Raw genomic sequence first — 19,921 nt, 5'->3', positions numbered from 1 at the left:
TTGTAAATAAAATTTGATATGGAGGAACCAAAAGCGTTAAATGCGGTCGCAGATTTTCATAAGACATTCAAACTTCCGATTGAGTCTGAACCTATTATACCATCTCATAAAAGATGTGCATTGAGGGTAAATTTGATACAGGAAGAACTGAATGAATTAAAAGAGGCTATAGAAGATAAAGATATCGTGGAAGTGGCTGACGCTCTGGCAGATCTGCAATACGTGCTTTCAGGTGCTATTTTAGAATTCGGATTAGGCGAAAAGTTTAAACATATTTTTGACGAAGTGCAAAGATCAAATATGAGTAAAACGTGCAAAACGATGGAGGAAGCGAAGACCACACAGTTGCACTACTCTGAACATAAAGGGATGGTATCTGAAATTGTAGAAAGCAACGGTGAATACCTGGTATACAGAATAGAGGATGGAAAAGTTCTAAAATCAGTCAATTACAGTCCTGCTGACATCAGGAAAGCGATGGGAAAGTAGCTTCAAAGGCTTGCTTCAGATCTTGTATTAAATAATCTGCGTCTTCCAGCCCAATGTAAAATCGAATGAGATTGACCGGAACTTCAGGGTCAGGATGTCCTGGTATATCTAATAAACTACAAAAAGGAAGAATAAGAGATTCATGCCCTCCCCAGGATACAGCAAATAAGAAAGTGTTGAGTGCTTCACAGAATTGCTCAATCTTCTCTCTATTATCTGTGTCCAGAATGATAGAAAACAAACCACCTGCTCCTTTCATTTGCTGTTTTGCCAATTCAAACTGTGCGAACGATTCATCCCATGGATAAAGGACGCTGTCGACGGCTGGATGACTTTTTAAGTAAGCCACCACCTCAAGCGTCGTCATATGCGACCTATGTACACGTAGGTCAAGGGTGCGTAATCCTCGTAAGACCAGTGCAGCTTCAGCGGGCCCTAGAATGTTGCCCATGGTCATGGTAGCAAATTGGAATATTTGTTTGACATGAGCATGCGATCCACAAACGAAGCCACATACGACATCACTATGACCATTCAGATATTTGGTGCCGGAATGTAAAACGAGGTCAATACCGTAATCAGATGGATTTTGGTAAATGGGAGAGCAATAACTGTTGTCAATCATCGTCATAATTTCATGCTTTTTAGCAAGTTTTGCGCATTCATTCAAATCCTGCAAGGCAAAAGTCGCTGTATTGGGGCTCTCGAGATAAAGAATTTTGGTCTGAGGTCTTATTGCGCTTTCTATGTTCGAAAGGGATCTTCCGTCAACATAAGTCACACTCACCCCGAATTTGGGTAAGACCATATTAAAAAGTGTCTTCGTCCAGCTATAAGGATTGTCAACACATACCACGTGGTCGCCAGATCTAATGAATGTCATAACAGCCGCTGCAATGGCTCCAGACCCGCTGGCAAAAGCCAACGCATCCTCGGTCTTTTCTAAAGCAGCTACTTTTTTTCGTAAAATTTGTACAGTGGGGTTATTTCCCCTGGTATAAATATGGCTTCGATCTTCATTCGCAATCGCATTCCTGAATTGGTCAAAAGAATCAAACACAAAATTACTGGTTTGTATGATAGGAGGTGATACTGCATTGAAATATTTACTTCTTTCTTCTCCTAAATGATTCAATATATAGCTTAAACTATCCTTCATTTTTTATCTTTTTTTAAGGACTACAAAATCCTGAAAATCATCTGGGGCTAAAATGTCTTTCCATTTACCAGGACGATAATCAAGAACGTCAAAACCCTTTTGAACAAATATTGACCACAGATAAGTCTTGTTATAAGCCACATTAGCTGATTTTACGGATTCATCCATTAAAGCATATCGTGCATCCTGCATATGGAATTCAAGGAAATTATTGGTTTTAAGCTCATTTGGACTTTCGAAAATAAAAAATGTACTGAAGCATATGCCATCGCTGCTTAGGCTTTTATGAATTTGTTCCAGATAATGCTCTACTTCGTCTGGTAGCATATGCGTAAATACTGAAATAAGACAGGCAAAATTAAAATGGTTGTCAGCCACAGGAAATTTGATGTCTATAGCATCCAGTCCTTGATCGTTGTAAAGGTCATTCTTAGCCTTAATGAGTCGAAATTCAAAATTATCGCATTTGGAGGTAATGTTTTTCTTACACCAGTTGATGCCTTGGGGCATGATGTCTAAACCAACATATTGGCCTTTTAGAAATCCGCAAAGGGGTAATGCGATCCTACCTATTCCAGATCCAATATCAAGTACATTATCATTTGGCCTAAGTCCATACTTTTTAAAGTAAGAAACAAACCGTTCCCCTGTTTCTTTAAAGTCACCTGACCCTGTGTAGATTAAACCACGGGGAGGCACCTTCAGTCCACTATCATATTGGTCTTGACCAAATAAGTCCAAGGGAGCATAGACCACCTTTCGTAACAGAAGTCGAATGTTAGGGGGAAGCGCATAATAAAGTCTACGGAGACTCATTAGACAATTTGTAAAATGAATTGATTTTTCTTTCCATTTTCCCCAAGAATATATTGACCATGAAGGGTATCATCCGTAGTAACCGTCTGGTCAAAGTCTTTGACTTTTTCCTTGTTTAGAGCTACGGCATTGGACTTCACAGCTCTCCTCACTTCACTTTTAGAATTGAAAACAGAAGCTTTTTCAGTAAGCAGCTCATCCATGGCAATTCCATTCGAAAGGTCCGAAGCAGAGATTTCGTAACTAGGTATTTCTTTACTAATGCTTCGAAGCGACCTGACATCGAGTTTCTGAACGTATTCTACGCCGGCCTTTTTATTAAAAAGTAACTCTGAAACATTGAGTACTGCTTCATAGTCTTCATCTCCGTGAATTCTACGGGTCAACTCTTCTGCAAGAATTCTTTTGTATGCCTGTGGATTATCTGCATATTCCTTTTCGATGCTTTCTACCTCTTCTCTGGATTTCAATGTAAAGTATCTCATGTACTTTCCAATATCATCATCAGCGGCATTGATCCAAAATTGATAAAACTTGTAAGGTGAGGTCATTTCAGGGTCTAACCATATATTTCCTTCGGTGGACTTGCCAAACTTAGAACCGTCAGCTTTGGTCAGTAGGGGAGTGGTCACAGCGTGTGCCTTACCCTCCTCTGTATTTCGCCTGATGAATTCTGTCCCTGACGTGATGTTGCCCCATTGATCTGAACCACCCATTTGCAAAACGCAATTCTCCTGTCTGAATAAACACAAAAAATCATAGGCTTGTAATAGCTGATAGCTAAATTCCGTGAATGAAAGTCCGCTTTCCAACCGATTTTTAACAGAATCTTTTGACAGCATGTAATTAACCGTCAGATTTTTGCCAACAATCCTTAAAAAATCAAGAACATTCATGTCTTTATAAAAATCAAGATTGTTGACCAGCCGGGCAGCGTTGGATCTATGCTCAAAGTCCAAAAATTTTTCGGCTTGCTTTTTTTGAAATTCAAGATTAGAATCCAGTTCTTCATAAGATTTTAGCTGTCTTTCCTGATCTTTTCCAGAAGGGTCTCCAATCCTTCCGGTGGCACCACCCATCAGCACAATAGGTGTATGCCCATGTTTTTGAAAAAGGGTCAGAAGCATAATTTGTACATAGTTGCCGATGGTCATTGATGGAGCAGTTGGGTCAAAACCAATATAACCTACCACACTTTCATTAGACAATAAATCCTCGACACCTGGCGTCATATCATGTAACATACCCCGCCATCTTAATTCATCTATGAAATTCATATGATCTATAATTAGATTGCAAAAGTATTATTTTCGATATAAAAAATAGTGTATTATTACGCCAAATGAATACTTCCAGATTTATTGCAACGAAAGTCGCATTTGCCGGCAATAAAAGCTTTACAAATTGGATCATAAGGATAGCGATTTTTGCAGTTGCACTTTCTCTAACAGTAATGATCGTCGCTTTTTCTATGATTTCTGGGTTTAAAAAGGAAATATCTGACAAGATATTTGGTTTCTGGGGCCACATTCATATTACCGATTACAATGTTTCCCGAAGTATTGAAGCCTCGCCCATTGAGATGAATCAAGATTTTCTGTATGACCTGGATACTCTTGAATCCATTCACTATCAAAGGCCTCTAACCATACTGGGAAGAAATATTCCAGGAAAGTTTTCTTTTAAAACCATGGACGTCGACATCAAAAGTGTTTACCCTTTCGCCATGGTTCCAGCAATCATTGAGTCAAAGACAGAATTCGACGGGGTGATCGTTCGTGGATTGGGAGACAACTATGACTGGGACCAACTTGAACAATATATTCAGGAAGGTAGAAAAATCGCCTCACCTGAGGAGATTCTGGTTTCTACTCGAATTTCCGAGCGGCTTAGAGTTGATATTGATGACTATGTTATTCTGAACATCATTAAAAATGGTGAGCAAATTAAAAGACGGGTCAAAATTGTGGGAACTTACAGAACGGGATTAGAGGAATATGACAGAAAGTTTATCATAGCCGACATCAGTAAGGTGCAGGAACTGCTCTTATGGAACAAGAATCAGGTAGCTGGTTATGAAATCATCCTTGGCAACCTTGACAATTTGGCTACCATCAATGAATATATAACAGTTGAAATTCTCCCTACCAAGTTATTTTCTGAAACCATCAGGGATAAGTTTCCTAACATTTTCGAATGGTTGGATTTACAGGACTTTAACGGTGGAGTGATTTTAGTGTTGATGATCTTAGTAGCATTAATCAATATGATTACTTCTGTATTGATACTGATTATAGAACGATCCAAAATGATCGGAACTTTGAAAGCTCTGGGGATGACAAACTGGAATATTCGAAAGATATTTCTCTACTATTCAGGATATATTATTCTTTACGGCTTACTGATTGGGAATATTTTGGGAGTTGGTTTGTGCCAACTTCAAAAACATACCGGTTTTATTAAGTTGGATGAAACCAATTATTATTTATCGGTGGCTCCTGTGAATATGAATGTGACCACGATTCTATTAATCAATCTGGTCGCCTTTCTGGTCATTTTATTGTTCCTGACCCTTCCTACCTATATCATTTCTAAGCTACAGCCCGTCAAAATACTCAGGTTTGAATGAAAAATCGATCGGTATATCCGTACATTGATTATTTTCTGACTTCTTATCAGGCAAGGTTACGCAGGTTCTTTTTCTTTTATTGGTCAATAGATTCTTGGAAAAGACCATTTAGTTTTCTGGAATGGATGTGCTTATTTCTGGATCTTTTAGGACTACCTGAAATTTATCAGATCTTGCATGAGTTGCTCAACAATAACGTGCGAGCGCTGGATGAAAGAGAACAATTGATTGCTGAATCCATATTTGGGAACAGGATTCATTGGGAATCGGTCAGAATCCATGATAATAATACCCTCGTTTGTCGGAGAATGAATATCGCTTTTGTAAGCTTTCATACCATCCATTTCCATAATTGTATCAGTGATGGCGTTCTCATTCATGAATTGGTGCATGTCTGGCAATATGAGAAGTTCGGATCAGCTTATATAGTACGTGCTTTGCATGCTCAGGCTTCGGATGCAGGTTATGATTACGGTGGGCCTGTCAATTTAACATATCAGACTGATCTGCTTGACTACAATTTTGAGCAAATGGCAGAGATTATTAAAGATGGTTTCGAGCTGCAGGGAAGAAGTAGTCTGTATAATAATTTCATAGCTCAATTGCAGGAATAATCAGAATAGTCGTATGTTTGCGGCTCGATAATTGCTTTATTTAAATGGAAATTGACAGGTATGATCAGGTATTTCAAAACTGCAGACAAAGAGTTGATTTCGTTAGAGCAAGCAGAACCCAATTGCTGGATTTCGGTTTCACCACCCTTTGACAGAAATGACCTCACTGAAATAGCTGAGCGCTACAATATACCTTTCGATTTTCTTACTGACTCCATTGACATAGACGAACGTTCCCGATACGAAAAAGAGGATGGTGTGAAATTGATCGTTGTCAATACTCCTTATCTGAATGAGGACCCAAAAGAAAGTGAAGGGATCTACATCACGGTTCCCATTGGTATTATCATCACTGAAGATCACTTGATCACCATCACAGGATTTGAGAATAACCTTTTGGACCGTTTCACCCAGAATCGAGTGAAAAATTTCGATTCAAAAGATGAGCAAATGTTTATCCTCAAAATCCTGGAGCAAAATGTATTTGAGTTCTTGAGTTGTTTGAAGAAACTCAATTTGAAGCGTAACTTAATAGAGCGTGAATTATATGACAGTTCAAGAAATGAGGAATTGAAGCAGTTACTCAGAATTGAAAAGTCTTTGGTATATTTTGTGAATACTTTAAGTTCGAATGAGCTTTTAAAAATGAAAATGAAACGTACGGACTTTTTGGAGATCAGGGGAATGGAGGAGCATAATGATTTATTTGAAGATCTCATTATTGACAATAGTCAGGCTCTGGAAATGGCCAATGTTCACACCAATATTCTAAGTGGGACTATGGAGGCTTATGCCTCTATTGTTTCTAACAATCTCAATGTGTTTATTCAGAGATTGACCATTGCAACCATTGTCTTGATGGTACCTACACTTGTAGCCAGCTTTTATGGTATGAACGTCAAGGTTCCATTTGATAATAGCAATTATGCCTTTTATATTATTGTATTCACTTCTATCATTTTAGCCCTTCTTCTCATCTGGTTCTTCCGGAGGAAAAAACTTTTTTAACCATTGTGGTTTTCAACATATTAGAAGTTATCCACATATATTAGAAATATATATTATTATATAAGGCTATATGTTAATATGTTATACATATTACTAACATCATGTGGAAAACTAAGGAATCATATTAAGATTTTTATTCATTCAATTTTACTTTATTTGCATCAGACTTGAGAATAACCACAATCAGCTAGACCAACTTTACACCCAATATCGATTTAGCTGTTTACCAATTATAATCAAAATATTACACATTACGATTAATTATATATATAGATTTAACGTATATAATTGTGTCGTTTTGAACAAATTATAATATTTTTGATATATAGAAAATTGTAATATTTCTCGGGCATTTTTCAGAACTGTTTTAAAAGCAAAATATAATTCAAATGAGTAACGTAAACGAGCCACTTTTAACTGAAAATCCGAATAGATTTGTACTTTTTCCTATACAACACAGTGATATCTGGGATTATTACAAAAAATCAGAAGCAAGTTTTTGGACTGCAGAAGAAATAGACTTACACCAGGATCTGACAGACTGGGACAGTAAGTTGAATGATAATGAGCGACATTTCATTAAACACATATTGGCATTTTTTGCTGCAAGCGATGGTATCGTAAATGAAAACCTTGCTGAAAATATGGTCAATGAAGTTCAATATACTGAAGCCAAATTTTTCTACGGCTTTCAGATTATGATGGAAAACATTCATTCAGAGACTTACTCGCTGCTCATCGACACCTATATCAAAGATGGCAAAGAAAAGGACTATTTGTTCAATGCCATCGAGACCTTGGACTGTGTGAAGAAGAAAGCAGATTGGGCACTGAATTGGATTGAAGAGGCTACATTTGCAGAACGACTGATTGCATTTGCTGCAGTAGAGGGTATTTTCTTCAGTGGTTCATTTTGTTCAATTTTCTGGTTGAAGAAAAGAGGTTTGATGCCTGGACTTTCTTTCTCTAATGAATTGATTTCCAGAGATGAGGGCATGCATTGTGACTTCGCTTGTTTGCTTTACAACAATCATATACAGAATAAACTCCCAAAAGAGACTATAGAGAAAATTATCGTCGATGCTGTTGAAATTGAAAAAGAATTCGTTTCGGATGCACTGCCGGTAGGACTAATCGGCATGAACGCTGACATGATGTGTGACTACATTGAATTTGTAGCTGACAGACTTTTGGAATCGCTTGGAAACCCAAAAGTATACAACGCAGAAAATCCATTCCCATGGATGGATATGATTTCTCTGCAAGGAAAAACCAACTTTTTTGAGAAGAGGGTAGGAGATTACCGCAAATCTGGGGTGGGAGAAGACCGCAGCAAGCAAGTATTCTCATTGGATGAAGATTTCTAGTCTTCACCACTACCGTATACGACTGAGACCTGGAATAAAGCTATATTTTTTTTAACCACTACCTTAAGTAGATCACTATGCAAGTTATTAAACGAAACGGCAGGAAGGAAGACGTGTCCTTCGACAAAATCACGGCCAGAGTTAAGAAACTCTGCTACGGCCTTGATCAAAACTATATCGATCCCATTGAAATCGCTAAAAAAGTCATCCAGGGATTGTATGATGGTGTAACCACTACCCAACTTGATAATCTGGCTGCAGAAACAGCAGCCACTATGGCAGCAATGCACCCTGAATACGCTTTGCTAGCTGCGAGAATCGCAGTATCTAATCTGCATAAAAGCACAGATAAAGTTTTTTCCAAAACAATGGAAAAACTGTACGCTTATATAGATCCTAAAACGGGTCAGAAAGCTGGTTTGATATCAGATGATACCATGGCGGTGATTCGAAAGAATAAGGCTAAACTTGATTCAGCCATTATCTATGACCGGGATTATAGCTTTGACTTTTTTGGCTTCAAAACTCTGGAGAGATCTTACTTATTGAGGATGGAGGGCAAAGTAGTAGAAAGACCACAGCACATGCTGATGCGAGCTGCTGTAGGAATCCATGGTGAAGATATTGATTCAGCAATTCAGACCTACAATCTAATGTCTGAAAAGTGGTTTATACATGCAACGCCTACATTATTTAATGCGGGAACACCAAAACCGCAATTATCCAGCTGCTTTTTACTTTCAACTACTGACGATAGCATCGATGGTATCTTTGAAACACTTTCCAGATGTGCCAAAATATCTCAGTCTGCCGGTGGAATAGGACTTAGCATTCATAATGTAAGAGCTACAGGTTCATATATTAAAGGAACAGGTGGAACCTCTAACGGAATCATACCTATGTTGAAGGTATTTAATGACACCGCAAGGTATGTAGACCAAGGTGGAGGTAAAAGAAAAGGTGCATTTGCTGTATATCTCGAGCCATGGCACGCTGATATCTTTGAATTCCTGGACCTTAAGAAAAATCACGGTAAAGAAGAATTGAGAGCAAGAGACCTTTTCTATGCAATGTGGATTCCTGACTTATTCATGGAAAGAGTGAAGGAAGGAGGTGAGTGGTCGCTGTTTTGTCCCAATGAATGTCCGGGTCTTTTTGACAAGCATAGTGGTGAATTTGAAGCCCTTTATCACAAGTATGAAAGTGAAGGAAGAGCAAGAAAAACCATCAAAGCTCAGGATCTATGGTTTGCAATATTAGAATCACAAATCGAAACAGGCACTCCTTATATACTATATAAAGACGCGGCAAACAGGAAGTCTAATCAACGAAATCTGGGAACTATCAGATCCAGTAACTTGTGTACAGAAATCCTGGAATACACATCAAAAGATGAAGTAGCAGTTTGCAACCTGGCATCATTAGCCCTGCCTAAATTTGTAAAGGAAGATGCAACCTTTGATTTCGACAAGTTATATGAAATAACTCGAGTGGTGACCAGAAATCTGAATAAGGTTATTGATATTAATTATTATCCTATCCCTGAGGCTAAGAACTCTAATATGAGACACCGCCCAATAGGAATAGGCGTACAAGGTCTTGCAGATGCTTTCATTAAAATGCGTTATCCTTTTGACAGCAAAGAAGCCAAGCAATTGAACAAGGATATCTTTGAAACCATCTACTTTGCGGCTTGTACGGAGTCAAATGTTCTCGCGGCAAAAGAGGGATCATATGAAACTTATGAAGGAAGCCCAGCCAGTCAGGGTGAGTTACAGTACGATTTATGGGGAGTGGAGCCTTCTGATCGATGGGACTGGGCAGGTTTGAAAAAGAACATCAAAAAGAACGGATTAAGAAACTCCTTATTGGTAGCTCCGATGCCTACTGCTTCTACCTCCCAGATTTTGGGCAATAATGAGTGCTTTGAACCTTATACTTCTAATATTTACACCAGAAGGACACTATCAGGTGAATACATTATCGTCAACAAGCATTTGCTCAAAGACCTGATCAAGTTAGGTTTATGGAATCAGGAAATGAAGGAGGCCCTAATGGCAGCCAATGGCTCTATACAACACATAGATGTTATTCCTGACGCTTTGAAGGAATTGTACAAAACAGTTTGGGAAATCAGTATGAAATCTATTATTGACATGGCTGCTGATCGCGGTGCGTATATATGTCAATCCCAGAGTCTGAATTTATTCGTAGAAAGTCCAAATTTCGGAAAATTATCTTCGATGCATTTTTATGGATGGCAGAAAGGATTGAAAACTGGAATGTACTATTTAAGATCAAAGGCAGCAGTAGATCCAATCAAGTTTACATTATCTGCCAAGCATCAAAGAAACTACATTGAAGAGGAAGAAGCCGTAGTTGAAACAGAAAAAGTGGTTGTCGAAGCAACACCAGCTATTGATCACGCAGCAAACAAGGCTAGTTTTAGTGGAGAAGATACTAAAAGTGCTGAGGAAAAATTTATTGAAGGACAAACCTGCACCATGGAAGATGGATGCATAATGTGTGGTTCTTAAGAATTATATATCGCGATTACTCATGAATAAAAGGTCATTCCACTAGTTGGAATGGCCTTTATTCTTTTGTTAGGTGCTCGTAGACCGTACGCATGCCTTCCTCCGCAGTCTGCTGGATGATTCTTAAATTTTGTAACCTTGATAACTCATAATTTATGGCTGGATCAGGATCAATATAGAATATATTGGCAAATCTGGGTGCATAGGAAATTAAGCCGGCTGCTGGATAAACCTGCATACTGGTACCTACTATGATTACAATTTCAGATTCAACGAGCACAGCAGCAGCATGATCTAACTTGGGCACTGCTTCCCCAAACCAAACAACATCTGGTCGCATTTGGCCACCTTGAGGACACAAATCCCCCATTTTTTGCGCTCCGTCAAAGGACTGAACGTAATGTGGATTTTTGGAGGACTTGATTTTTTTCAGTTCACCATGAAGGTGAATGACATGCCTGCTACCTGCTCGTTCATGTAGATCATCAACATTCTGAGTGACAATAGTTACATTATAATACTCCTCGAGTTTTGCACAGAATTGATGCGCGTCATTGGGTTTTACTGTCTTTAATTGCGACCTCCTCTTATTATAAAATTCAAGTACCAATTCAGGGTCCTCTTCCCAACCCTCTATCGAGGCCACTTTCATGATATCATAGCCTTCCCAAAGACCTCCCTCACCCCTAAAAGTCTTTAAACCACTTGCCACACTAATACCTGCCCCACTAAGAACAGTTAAATTTTTCTTCGTCATTTTGCTATTTTTCATAAACGTTTTTAATCACTTCGGGAATATAATCGATGATGTCAGAAGCAATCAATGACACTTCCCCAAATTTTAATTTAGCATGATCCCCTGCTAAACCATGAAGATAAACCGCACTAATTGCAGCTTGCAAGGGAGCATAATTTTGTCCCAGAAATCCCAGCAACATCCCAGAAAGTACATCCCCTGATCCTGCAGTACCCAAACCCACATTGCCGGTATTGTTGAAGTAGCACATGCCTTCTGGTGTAGAGATGCACGTATGAGCCCCTTTTAAAATAATGTATATGCCCAATTCTTCTGACTTTGCTCTTTGTAATTCGATGCGATTTAACCTCCGTTCACATGGTCCGAAAAGTCTTTCGAATTCCTGCTCATGTGGGGTAATGATAGCATCCTCTGGTATACGATCTTGCCATTCCTCCCTTGCTATAATATTCAATGCATCAGCATCAAGGATAGTTTGTTGGAACCCCTCATCAAGAAATTCATCGATATACTTTATGGCACTGGCACTGGTACCAAGACCGGGGCCTATGGCAATGGCATCAATTCCCTTATTTATAAATTGAAAAGCAGAAAGTTTACGTCTATTAGCCTCGATTCCTGATTGTACCATTACTTCCGGACAGCTCGCTAGGAACGCTCCATGATGTAGTTTAGGAATGCTTACTGATAGCCTACCCAGCCCACACCGCATTGCTGCTCTAGAAGCCAAGATGACTGAGCCCAACATCCCCGGACTTCCTCCACAAAACTGTCCAAAGCCAAAATGATGTTTCCCTTGATCAGAATACCGGATTCTCATTCCTTTTTGAACCATTTCCCGAGTGATCAATTCATATTTGACCTCCTGCTTTTCAAGAAAATCGGGAACCAAGCCGATGGATTTACAAGACCAAGGTATATTTTCAGTGAAGAATGAAATTTTAGGAATTTCAAAGCTCAGGACCCTTTGACTCTTGATGTACTCACCCTCTTCATGACCATCGGGGTCTAATCCAGAAGGTATATCTATAGAAACAATTTCATGATCTGACTGATTAAGAAATTGGATGACTTTCAGGTATTCACCTCTAGCAGGGCCTTTTATTCCGGTACCCAATAAGGCATCAATAATAATTGCACTGGGAGGACATAAAATTTTAGTAAAAGACCGATAGTAGCATACAGTACCCAGGCGTTCTAAGTTGGCTGCATTATCCTTGCTAGGTGATTCACTAAATGCCATATAGTGGACTTGCACAGCGTATCCCTTGTTCATCAACATTCTTGCTACTGCTAATCCATCACCGCCATTATTTCCAGGTCCAGCAACTACCGTAATCAGTCGACATTTATCAAAGTAGAGGCTTGTGAACCATTGAACAAAATGAGACGAAGCCTTTTCCATCAACTCTAAAGATTCCATTCCCAGTCCTTCAATAGAATATTGATCCCATTCCCTGATTTTATGCTTATCCAATAGTTTCATAGTTGTTGTTTATTAAGACAAATGAACTCTAATTTGATTCAATAAAGATAAAATAATACAATAATTGAGAAATTGGCACTCTCCAATTTGCCGCTGTAAAAATCTTGAATCAAATATTAAAAAAATGAAAATCCTAAACAAAAGACTATATTTGTTGAAGCAGAACGAAAGAAGAATGAAGCGTAAAAACTAGCAAGGTTTTTGCACTACATTCTTGACTAAAACACTTGAAATACAGTATTTTATATACTTTATTGAAAGTGTGCAAATTATATATTAATACAACTTTTAATAACTAAATCAGCCTGTTTTGAAGCAGAACATTTATTTAGCAGGTTTCGTTTTCTTATTGACTATTTTAATAAAATTCGAAGCCAAAACACAGGATATACATTATTCACAATTTTATAATTCCCCCCTGAATATAAATCCTGCCTTAACCGGAATTTTTAATGGTGATATTAGAGTCATAGGTTCCATAAGAGATCAATGGAGATCCGTACCTGTATCTTACACTACCTTTTCCGGTGCTTTCGACATGAAGTACTTACCCAAGAAATCAGATAAATACTTCTTTGGTTTCGGCGGTATTCTGAATTATGATCAGGCTGGTGACAGTAAACTGAACATATCAGATCTGAATTTGACAGGTAGTTACAACTATCTGGTCAACAAGAACAATGTCCTTTCAGCTGGAATTCTACTGGGGGTAGCTAGTGAAGGCTTTAATGAAACTGAATTGACATTCGGTAATCAATGGAACGGAATCGAGTTTAATCCCACCAGCCCAACGGGTGAAAACTTTGATAATTTCAGATATACTTATTTGGAGACTGGAGCCGGAGCTAATTATAGGTATCAGTCAGATTCGACCAGAACCTATGCCAATATAGGAGTGGGACTATTTCACTTGACCCGTCCCTCTGCTGAATACATTGATCTGGAAAATCCAAGACTACCTGTAAGGACAGCTCTAACCGGACAACTCAACTTTCAGTTGACGAAAGCTTTTGATGTTCAGGCTCACGGACTTGCACAATTTCAGGGTCCATACAGAGAATTTGTATTAGGAGGTTTGGCCAAATTATATCTTAATCAGACGAAAGGCAAAGTTTTCAGACTTGACTTAGGTGCATCGTACAGAACAAGTAAATTTATAGCACCTACACTTGCTATTCAATACAATCAAATATATGTAGGAGCCAGTTATGATATTAATCTAGGTGAGTTCAGAAGTGATTTTAATGGAAGGGGAGGTCCCGAAGTACATGTAAGGTATATCCTTACTAAAGTTCAGGCGCTCAATCAAAAACCGTGTCCTATTTATTAAGTAAAGTCCCAAGTTCAGACATGAAACGATTTTTATACATATTAATAATATTTGGAGGTTTTCTAAGTTCGTCATACGGACAGACCTTCAAAGCCTATCTCAAAGCAGCGGAAGAAGCAGCTCAAGAGAAAAATTACTACGCTGCTTATAGATATCTGCAGGAAGCTTACGAGTTTGATACAACCAGGCTAGATCTGGCTTTTGGATCCGCAGAAATGGCGCGTAAGTATGACGCATTCAGTTATGCTGAAGAGTGGTACAACAAAGTGGTAGAAAGGGATTACGACAATCAATTTCCTACAGCAACTTATTACCTGGGTGAAATGCAACAAAGACTGGGTAAGTACCAATCTGCCATTGACAACTTCAACATGTATCTATCTGAGCATGAAGGAGAGGATGAGTATTTTACGTTGAAGGCAGAGAAAGAAAGAAAAGCTTCAGAGTTCGCTATGGAACAACTGGAAAATCCGGACGAAAGTGTAACGATCACAAGGCTTGGAGCAGTAAATACTCAGTTTTCTGAGGTAGGAGCTCTGGAGAGAGATGGTGAACTTTTTTATTCTTCTTTGAGATTTCTTGAGCCTAACCCGGCTGATGCCAGAGATCCCAAATACATTGCCAAGATTTTGATAAGTGAAGATGGGGATGCTGGTGTGGAAGTCGAAACTATTAATGATGAATCTAGAATTACTTCGCACACGACGTTTAGCAGTAAGTCCAACAAAGTTTTCTACACTTTGTGTGATTACGCTGCTGATCATTCTATTAAGTGTGATTTATACTATAGAGATGTTCTGGAAGATGGTAAATATGGAGAAGCGGTAAAATTACCCGATCATATCAATGATGCCACATATACTTCTACCCAGCCAGCAGTCGGAATTGATTCTGAAACCAATAAAGAAATTCTTTATTTCGTTTCTGACAGACCTGGTGGAAAGGGCAAGTTTGATATTTGGTACACGATCATAGATGATAATATGCAGATGACCCAGCCCATGAATCTGGATTCCATAAATACCATCGAAAACGATGCGACACCATTTTATCATAATCCGAGTAACACCTTATATTTTAGTTCTCAAGGTTATCAGGGAATGGGAGGTTATGATATCTATCGGGCAGAGAAGAATAATGGAGAATACGGTGAAGTAGAACATCTGCAAAATCCAGTCAACTCTAGTTACGATGACATTTACTATACTTTAAGTAATGACATGCTTTCTGGTCACCTTTCTTCGAACAGAGAGAGCTCTATGTACATCGAAGATGCCATTGAAGCCTGTTGCTTTGATATCTATCATGCCAAGTATGAGCCGGTTAATTTAAGTCTGAATGCCTTGACATGTGAAGATATAGCAGGTGAGCAAAGAAAATTACTGGGAGCAACGGTTGTGCTGATTGATGCAAAAACCGGAGAAGCCCTTGATTCGATAACCAATGAAACCGATGATACACATGAGTTTGAATTGGAGAGGAACAAAGAATACCTTATTGTCGCGAAGAAGGAATTTTACGTTCCAGATACCGTAACATTAAGTACTAAAAGGGTATATAAATCAAAGGTTTTTACTAAGAAAATTTGCCTGGTGGGCGATATGCTGGATTTAGACATATTTACCTTTGATAAAACGACCAAAAAGGAATTAAATGGTGCAAGGGTAATCGTCAAGGACTTGACTGATGGCTCCCGACAGGTGTATGATTTCACCAATATTGCCAAAAATGATTTCACTTTGCAAGTTCAGCAAGGGCATGAGTACGAGATTGCTGTTTCCAGACCAAGTTATAGATCAGAGACCGTTAATTTCTTAGCTGATGGTGAAAATGCTATCGATGGCAGGTTAAGGCAAGATGTTTATTTAGAGTTGGATTTATTGTCCAAACCGTTGGCACTGTATTTTGACAATGACAGACCTAATCCAAGAAGTATCAGCAGAACGACCACTAGAAATTATTCTGAAACGTTTGATAGATACTATGGCAGAAAAGATCTATTTGTAAGAAGGTCACCTGATGAAGATGCCATTGTGAATTTCTTCGAAAATGATCTTAAGTCAGGTTATGATTCGTTACAAGTATTTTTATCTACAGTAGAGGAATTATTACAACAGGGAGAAAAATTAGAATTACTGGTAAGAGGGTTTACATCGCCACTAGCTACTTCTGCTTATAACCTTTACTTAGGTCAAAGAAGAGTAGCTTCCGTGATGAACGAACTTGAACGATATAAAGACGGCGCCTTAAAGCCTTACTTAGATTCTGAAAGTTTAATACTTACTGATATTTCATTTGGAGAATCATTGTCTCCAGATGATGTAAGTGATTCGAACAGCAACCAAAACCTATCCATCTACAGTGCAGAGGCTTCGAAAGAAAGGAGGGTGGAAATTGTAGGTGTTAAACAAATTGTCAAATAACCCATGATTTATACTATAAAAACAAGAGCAGGAATGAAACTGATTAAATTAATTAGTTTGCTATTTGTAATGGGATTATTTTTGATTCCATCACAATCAAAAGCAACACATATAGTTGGTGGAGAGATCACCTACAGATGTCTGGCAAGTTGGACTTTTGAAGTGACTTTAACACTGCGAAGAGATTGTGAGTTTGGTTCTGATGAGGCTGAATTTGACGATCCGGCTTCGATTGGAATCTATGACTCGAATGGAGAATTACTATGGTGGTTGGGCCAAGGAGGTCAATTGTCTATACCTTTTAACCAGGATGATACCTTAAATACTGAATTTACTCCTGGCTGTGATTTTCTTGGAGACGAAGTTTGTGTTCACACTTCTACTTACATTGATACGATCACTTTGCCATTTAGGCCTGGGGGATACATTCTTGCATTTGCAAGATGCTGTCGAAATGGAACTTTAACCAATATCTTGGATCCACTGACCACTGGGGCTACATTTGTGGTGCCTATCACTAATAAAGCATCTATAGAATGTAATAATTCGCCAACTTTCGATGATACCCCGGCACTGTATATATGTGCGGATGAGGAAATTCAGGAAGATATGTCTGCCACAGACCTTGATGGGGATTCACTCGTCTATAGTTTGTGTACTCCTCAGGTGGGAGCTGATCCCATCAATGTGAGGCCACAACCCGCGAGAGGCTATGACTATGAAGAAGTTATTTTTGCTAATGGATTCGGTCTGGACAATTTTATGGGAGGGCAACCGCTAACCATTGACCCGGAGACAGGTATGCTTTCAGGCAGACCTAATTTGGTAGGTCAATTTTTAATAGCAGTGTGCGTAGACGAGTACCGCGACGGTGAATACATGGGAACCATTAAGAGAGAATTCGAATACAATGTTAGAGAATGTATCGAAGCACCTGATGCTTCTTTTACAGTGGAGAATGATCCGGAATGCGATGGTTTAGAAGTCACTTTTACCAATACTAGTACTGAGATTGACCAATATGAATGGTTTTTTGATTTTCCCAATGATAGTGATGATTTCAAATCCACGGAGGAAAACCCAACTTTCACTTATCCAGCTGAAGGTTTTTACACCATAAAGTTAATAGGGACAAGATCATCTGATGGATGTACTTCTGAATTTGTCAAGGAACTGGGTGTCTTTGATTCTGAGATCGAAGCTAATTTTGATCCTAATTTCATTGGAAATGCCTGTTTTGAAGACTTCATTGATATTTCATTAGTGAGTACTTCTGTAGAGCCCAATCCGGATTTTGAAATTGAAAGTTATGAGTGGACTTTAATCGGCGAAGGAGTGGATACAACTCGAAATGGTGAGACACTAAGAATTGTACTGCCCAGGCGAGATTCTATCAGTGTCACACTTTTAGTTACTTCTGAAACCGGATGTACTGATGAAATCACACAAGTCATCAATACGAATGAGGATGGAATTACAGCTTCTTTTGATCCTAACATTAGTATAATTTCATGTGAGGATGAATTTGCAACCATACAGATTATTAACACCAGCACTACCACAAACCCAGATTTCCCGTTTACGACGATCGACTGGCTTTTTGAGTTTGGTGAATTTTCTGAGTCTGCCACAGGTGATACAGTCATCATTACCGTTCCAAGAGAGGATAGTATTAAAGTAACACTAACTGTGGGCTCTGATAATGGTTGTGGAGATACTGTTACCGGATTCATTGATTCGCAGACAATCAGTGATGAAGATATTGAGTTTATCAGTGACACCATTAGAGTTTGTCCAGGCGATACCACTTTTCTACTGGCTAATCCTAATGCGGATCTGACCTATACCTGGACTCCTACGGAAGGATTAATTTTCGATGGAGATGACACCTCTAATCCTCGATTTGCATTTGCTGAAGGTGAAACCATGGCTATGTTTGAGCTGGTAGTCAGTGATACTTTGATGTGTAGCAGAGATGCTGGTAAAGTTGTGATACTTGAAGATATGACAGGAGGTGCCGAATTAAACTTTAGCATTTTGCCAATGTGCGGAACCACCATTGTTTGTTTTACGAATACCTCAACTCCGAGTAATTTGGACGTTACATTTGATTTCGGAACAGACGATGGAATGCAAGTTGACTCCATGAACGGAATGCTATGCTATAATTTCCCTGATTTTGGATTGTATTCTGTTACCATTATGACAGAAAGTGGATGTGGAGACAATACTTTCTCAAAAACCATAATTGTTCCTGAAGATGTATCCATCAATTTAGATCAAGATACCGTTCGCTATTGTACGGGAGAAGAAGTCAATCTTACGGTAAATGTAGAAACCGAAGGCACAGTGATAGAATGGTTGGATGAAGATGAAAATATCATAGGAAATAATACTGATCTTGTCTATATGCCTGATGGCGACGAATTAATCACGGTCATCGGTTTCAATGCCGGCGGATGTTTCGATACGGCAACGGTACAATTGATTGAAGACAATTTTGACATCAATATTGAAGGGCCTGAAGTGGCTTGTGCTGGCGAAGAAGCTGTTATCAGTATAGTAGACAACTCAGGAGACAACCTGTCCTTTGTATGGAGCCCGGAAAGTGGCATCGTTGGCAGTAACACTGGAGCTGAAATCACTGTGAATGTTACCGAGGATACAGAATTTATGGTTACGGTGACCAATGAAGATTCCGGTTGTACGCTAGATACCAGTTTCATACTCATGATTTCTTCCGTTAGTGCAGAAATAGAGGCTGATCCAGCAGAGGTGTTTCAATGTAATGTGACGGAAATAGGTGTTGTCGAGGAAGATCCGGATTGGACTTACGAGTGGAATACCGGGGCAACAACTCCTTCTTTCACAACAGATACATTGCTGGAAACGACTACATTCTCTGTAACTGTAACAGATGAAAACGGATGTACTGCGGAGGCTAGTCTGACTGTCAATGTTGTGCAAGCTCAATGTGATGAGACCGATGTATTTTTTCCTAATGCTTTTACTCCCAATGGAGATGGCATGAATGATGTATTGAAAGTAGAGAGTAATTTTGTAAAATCAATGAGACTAAGGATTTATGACAGATGGGGAGAATTGGTCTTTGAATCTACGGACGTAGAAAATGGATGGAATGGAACCTTTAATGATGTTGACCTTCCTCCGGATGTTTATGCCTATATCTTGATGGTTACTTGTCCAAATAATTTAGATTACATGTTACAAGGAAATATCACACTGTTAAGATAAAAATACCTTTAGAAAGGTAAAAAGCTTCCAGAATCATTTCTGGAAGCTTTT

At 38.8% G+C, this 19,921-nt stretch carries 14 protein-coding genes; 9 read left to right on the top strand and 5 right to left on the bottom strand.

Annotation, left to right across the window (positions count from 1 at the left end):
- The first annotated feature begins 18 nt into the window (after positions 1-18).
- Positions 19-489, top strand: coding sequence for a nucleoside triphosphate pyrophosphohydrolase family protein (locus L2567_RS17010; protein ID WP_235299015.1), 471 nt, complete (start codon positions 19-21; stop codon positions 487-489).
- Here L2567_RS17010 and L2567_RS17005 read toward each other — a convergent pair.
- Genes L2567_RS17005 through tyrS form a run of 3 tightly spaced genes read right to left on the bottom strand, consistent with a single transcriptional unit; the run spans position 467 to position 3,741 of the window.
- Positions 467-1,648, bottom strand: coding sequence for an aminotransferase class I/II-fold pyridoxal phosphate-dependent enzyme (locus L2567_RS17005; protein WP_235299014.1), 1,182 nt, complete (start codon positions 1,646-1,648; stop codon positions 467-469). The two genes, L2567_RS17010 and L2567_RS17005, sit on opposite strands and share 23 nt — an antisense overlap.
- Positions 1,649-1,651: 3 nt before the next feature.
- The gene (locus tag L2567_RS17000) at positions 1,652-2,464 is read right to left on the bottom strand and encodes a class I SAM-dependent methyltransferase (protein WP_235299013.1); all 813 of its coding nucleotides are present in this window, start codon (positions 2,462-2,464) and stop codon (positions 1,652-1,654) included.
- Positions 2,464-3,741, bottom strand: a complete 1,278-nt coding sequence (gene tyrS, locus L2567_RS16995; protein ID WP_235299012.1) for a tyrosine--tRNA ligase — start codon at positions 3,739-3,741, stop codon at positions 2,464-2,466. Before tyrS ends, L2567_RS17000 begins: the two co-directional genes overlap by 1 nt.
- Before the next feature lie 65 nt (positions 3,742-3,806).
- Here tyrS and L2567_RS16990 point away from each other — a divergent pair, with 65 nt between their 5' ends.
- From L2567_RS16990 to L2567_RS16970, 5 genes are all read left to right on the top strand, one after another.
- Positions 3,807-5,093, top strand: a complete 1,287-nt coding sequence (locus L2567_RS16990) for an ABC transporter permease (RefSeq protein WP_235299011.1) — start codon at positions 3,807-3,809, stop codon at positions 5,091-5,093.
- The gene (locus L2567_RS16985) at positions 5,090-5,707 is read left to right on the top strand and encodes a basic secretory family protein (RefSeq protein ID WP_235299010.1); all 618 of its coding nucleotides are present in this window, start codon (positions 5,090-5,092) and stop codon (positions 5,705-5,707) included. The genes L2567_RS16990 and L2567_RS16985 overlap by 4 nt, the downstream gene beginning before the upstream one ends.
- A 60-nt stretch (positions 5,708-5,767) precedes the next feature.
- On the top strand, positions 5,768-6,715 hold the full coding sequence (locus L2567_RS16980) for a magnesium transporter CorA family protein (RefSeq protein WP_235299009.1): 948 nt from the start codon (positions 5,768-5,770) through the stop codon (positions 6,713-6,715).
- A 389-nt stretch (positions 6,716-7,104) separates the two neighbouring features.
- Positions 7,105-8,082, top strand: a complete 978-nt coding sequence (locus L2567_RS16975) for a ribonucleotide-diphosphate reductase subunit beta (protein WP_235299008.1) — start codon at positions 7,105-7,107, stop codon at positions 8,080-8,082.
- Positions 8,083-8,159: 77 nt separating this feature from the next.
- The gene (locus L2567_RS16970) at positions 8,160-10,619 is read left to right on the top strand and encodes a ribonucleoside-diphosphate reductase subunit alpha (RefSeq protein ID WP_235299007.1); all 2,460 of its coding nucleotides are present in this window, start codon (positions 8,160-8,162) and stop codon (positions 10,617-10,619) included.
- A gap of 58 nt (positions 10,620-10,677) precedes the next feature.
- Here L2567_RS16970 and L2567_RS16965 read toward each other — a convergent pair whose 3' ends face one another.
- Together L2567_RS16965 and L2567_RS16960 are read right to left on the bottom strand one after the other, a co-directional pair.
- A complete protein-coding gene (locus L2567_RS16965; protein ID WP_235299006.1) occupies positions 10,678-11,376 on the bottom strand; it encodes an SIR2 family NAD-dependent protein deacylase in 699 nt (232 codons plus the stop codon).
- A 4-nt stretch (positions 11,377-11,380) separates the two neighbouring features.
- The gene (locus L2567_RS16960) at positions 11,381-12,862 is read right to left on the bottom strand and encodes an NAD(P)H-hydrate dehydratase (RefSeq protein WP_235299005.1); all 1,482 of its coding nucleotides are present in this window, start codon (positions 12,860-12,862) and stop codon (positions 11,381-11,383) included.
- A gap of 310 nt (positions 12,863-13,172) precedes the next feature.
- Between L2567_RS16960 and L2567_RS16955 the strand changes: the two genes are divergently transcribed.
- Genes L2567_RS16955 through L2567_RS16945 form a run of 3 tightly spaced genes read left to right on the top strand, consistent with a single transcriptional unit; the run spans position 13,173 to position 19,870 of the window.
- Positions 13,173-14,192: a PorP/SprF family type IX secretion system membrane protein gene (locus L2567_RS16955; RefSeq protein ID WP_235299004.1), complete on the top strand. Its 1,020-nt coding sequence runs from the start codon at positions 13,173-13,175 to the stop codon at positions 14,190-14,192.
- Positions 14,193-14,212: 20 nt separating this feature from the next.
- On the top strand, positions 14,213-16,615 hold the full coding sequence (locus L2567_RS16950) for a hypothetical protein (RefSeq protein WP_235299003.1): 2,403 nt from the start codon (positions 14,213-14,215) through the stop codon (positions 16,613-16,615).
- A 33-nt stretch (positions 16,616-16,648) separates the two neighbouring features.
- A complete protein-coding gene (locus tag L2567_RS16945) occupies positions 16,649-19,870 on the top strand; it encodes a T9SS type B sorting domain-containing protein (RefSeq protein ID WP_235299002.1) in 3,222 nt (1,073 codons plus the stop codon).
- Positions 19,871-19,921: the final 51 nt, after the last annotated feature.

Source organism: Portibacter marinus (genome assembly GCF_021533195.1).
Classification (GTDB): Bacteria; Bacteroidota; Bacteroidia; order Chitinophagales; family Saprospiraceae; genus Portibacter; species Portibacter marinus.
Note: the sequence above shows the minus strand (reverse complement) of the source record. Positions and strands in the feature narration are given on the sequence as shown.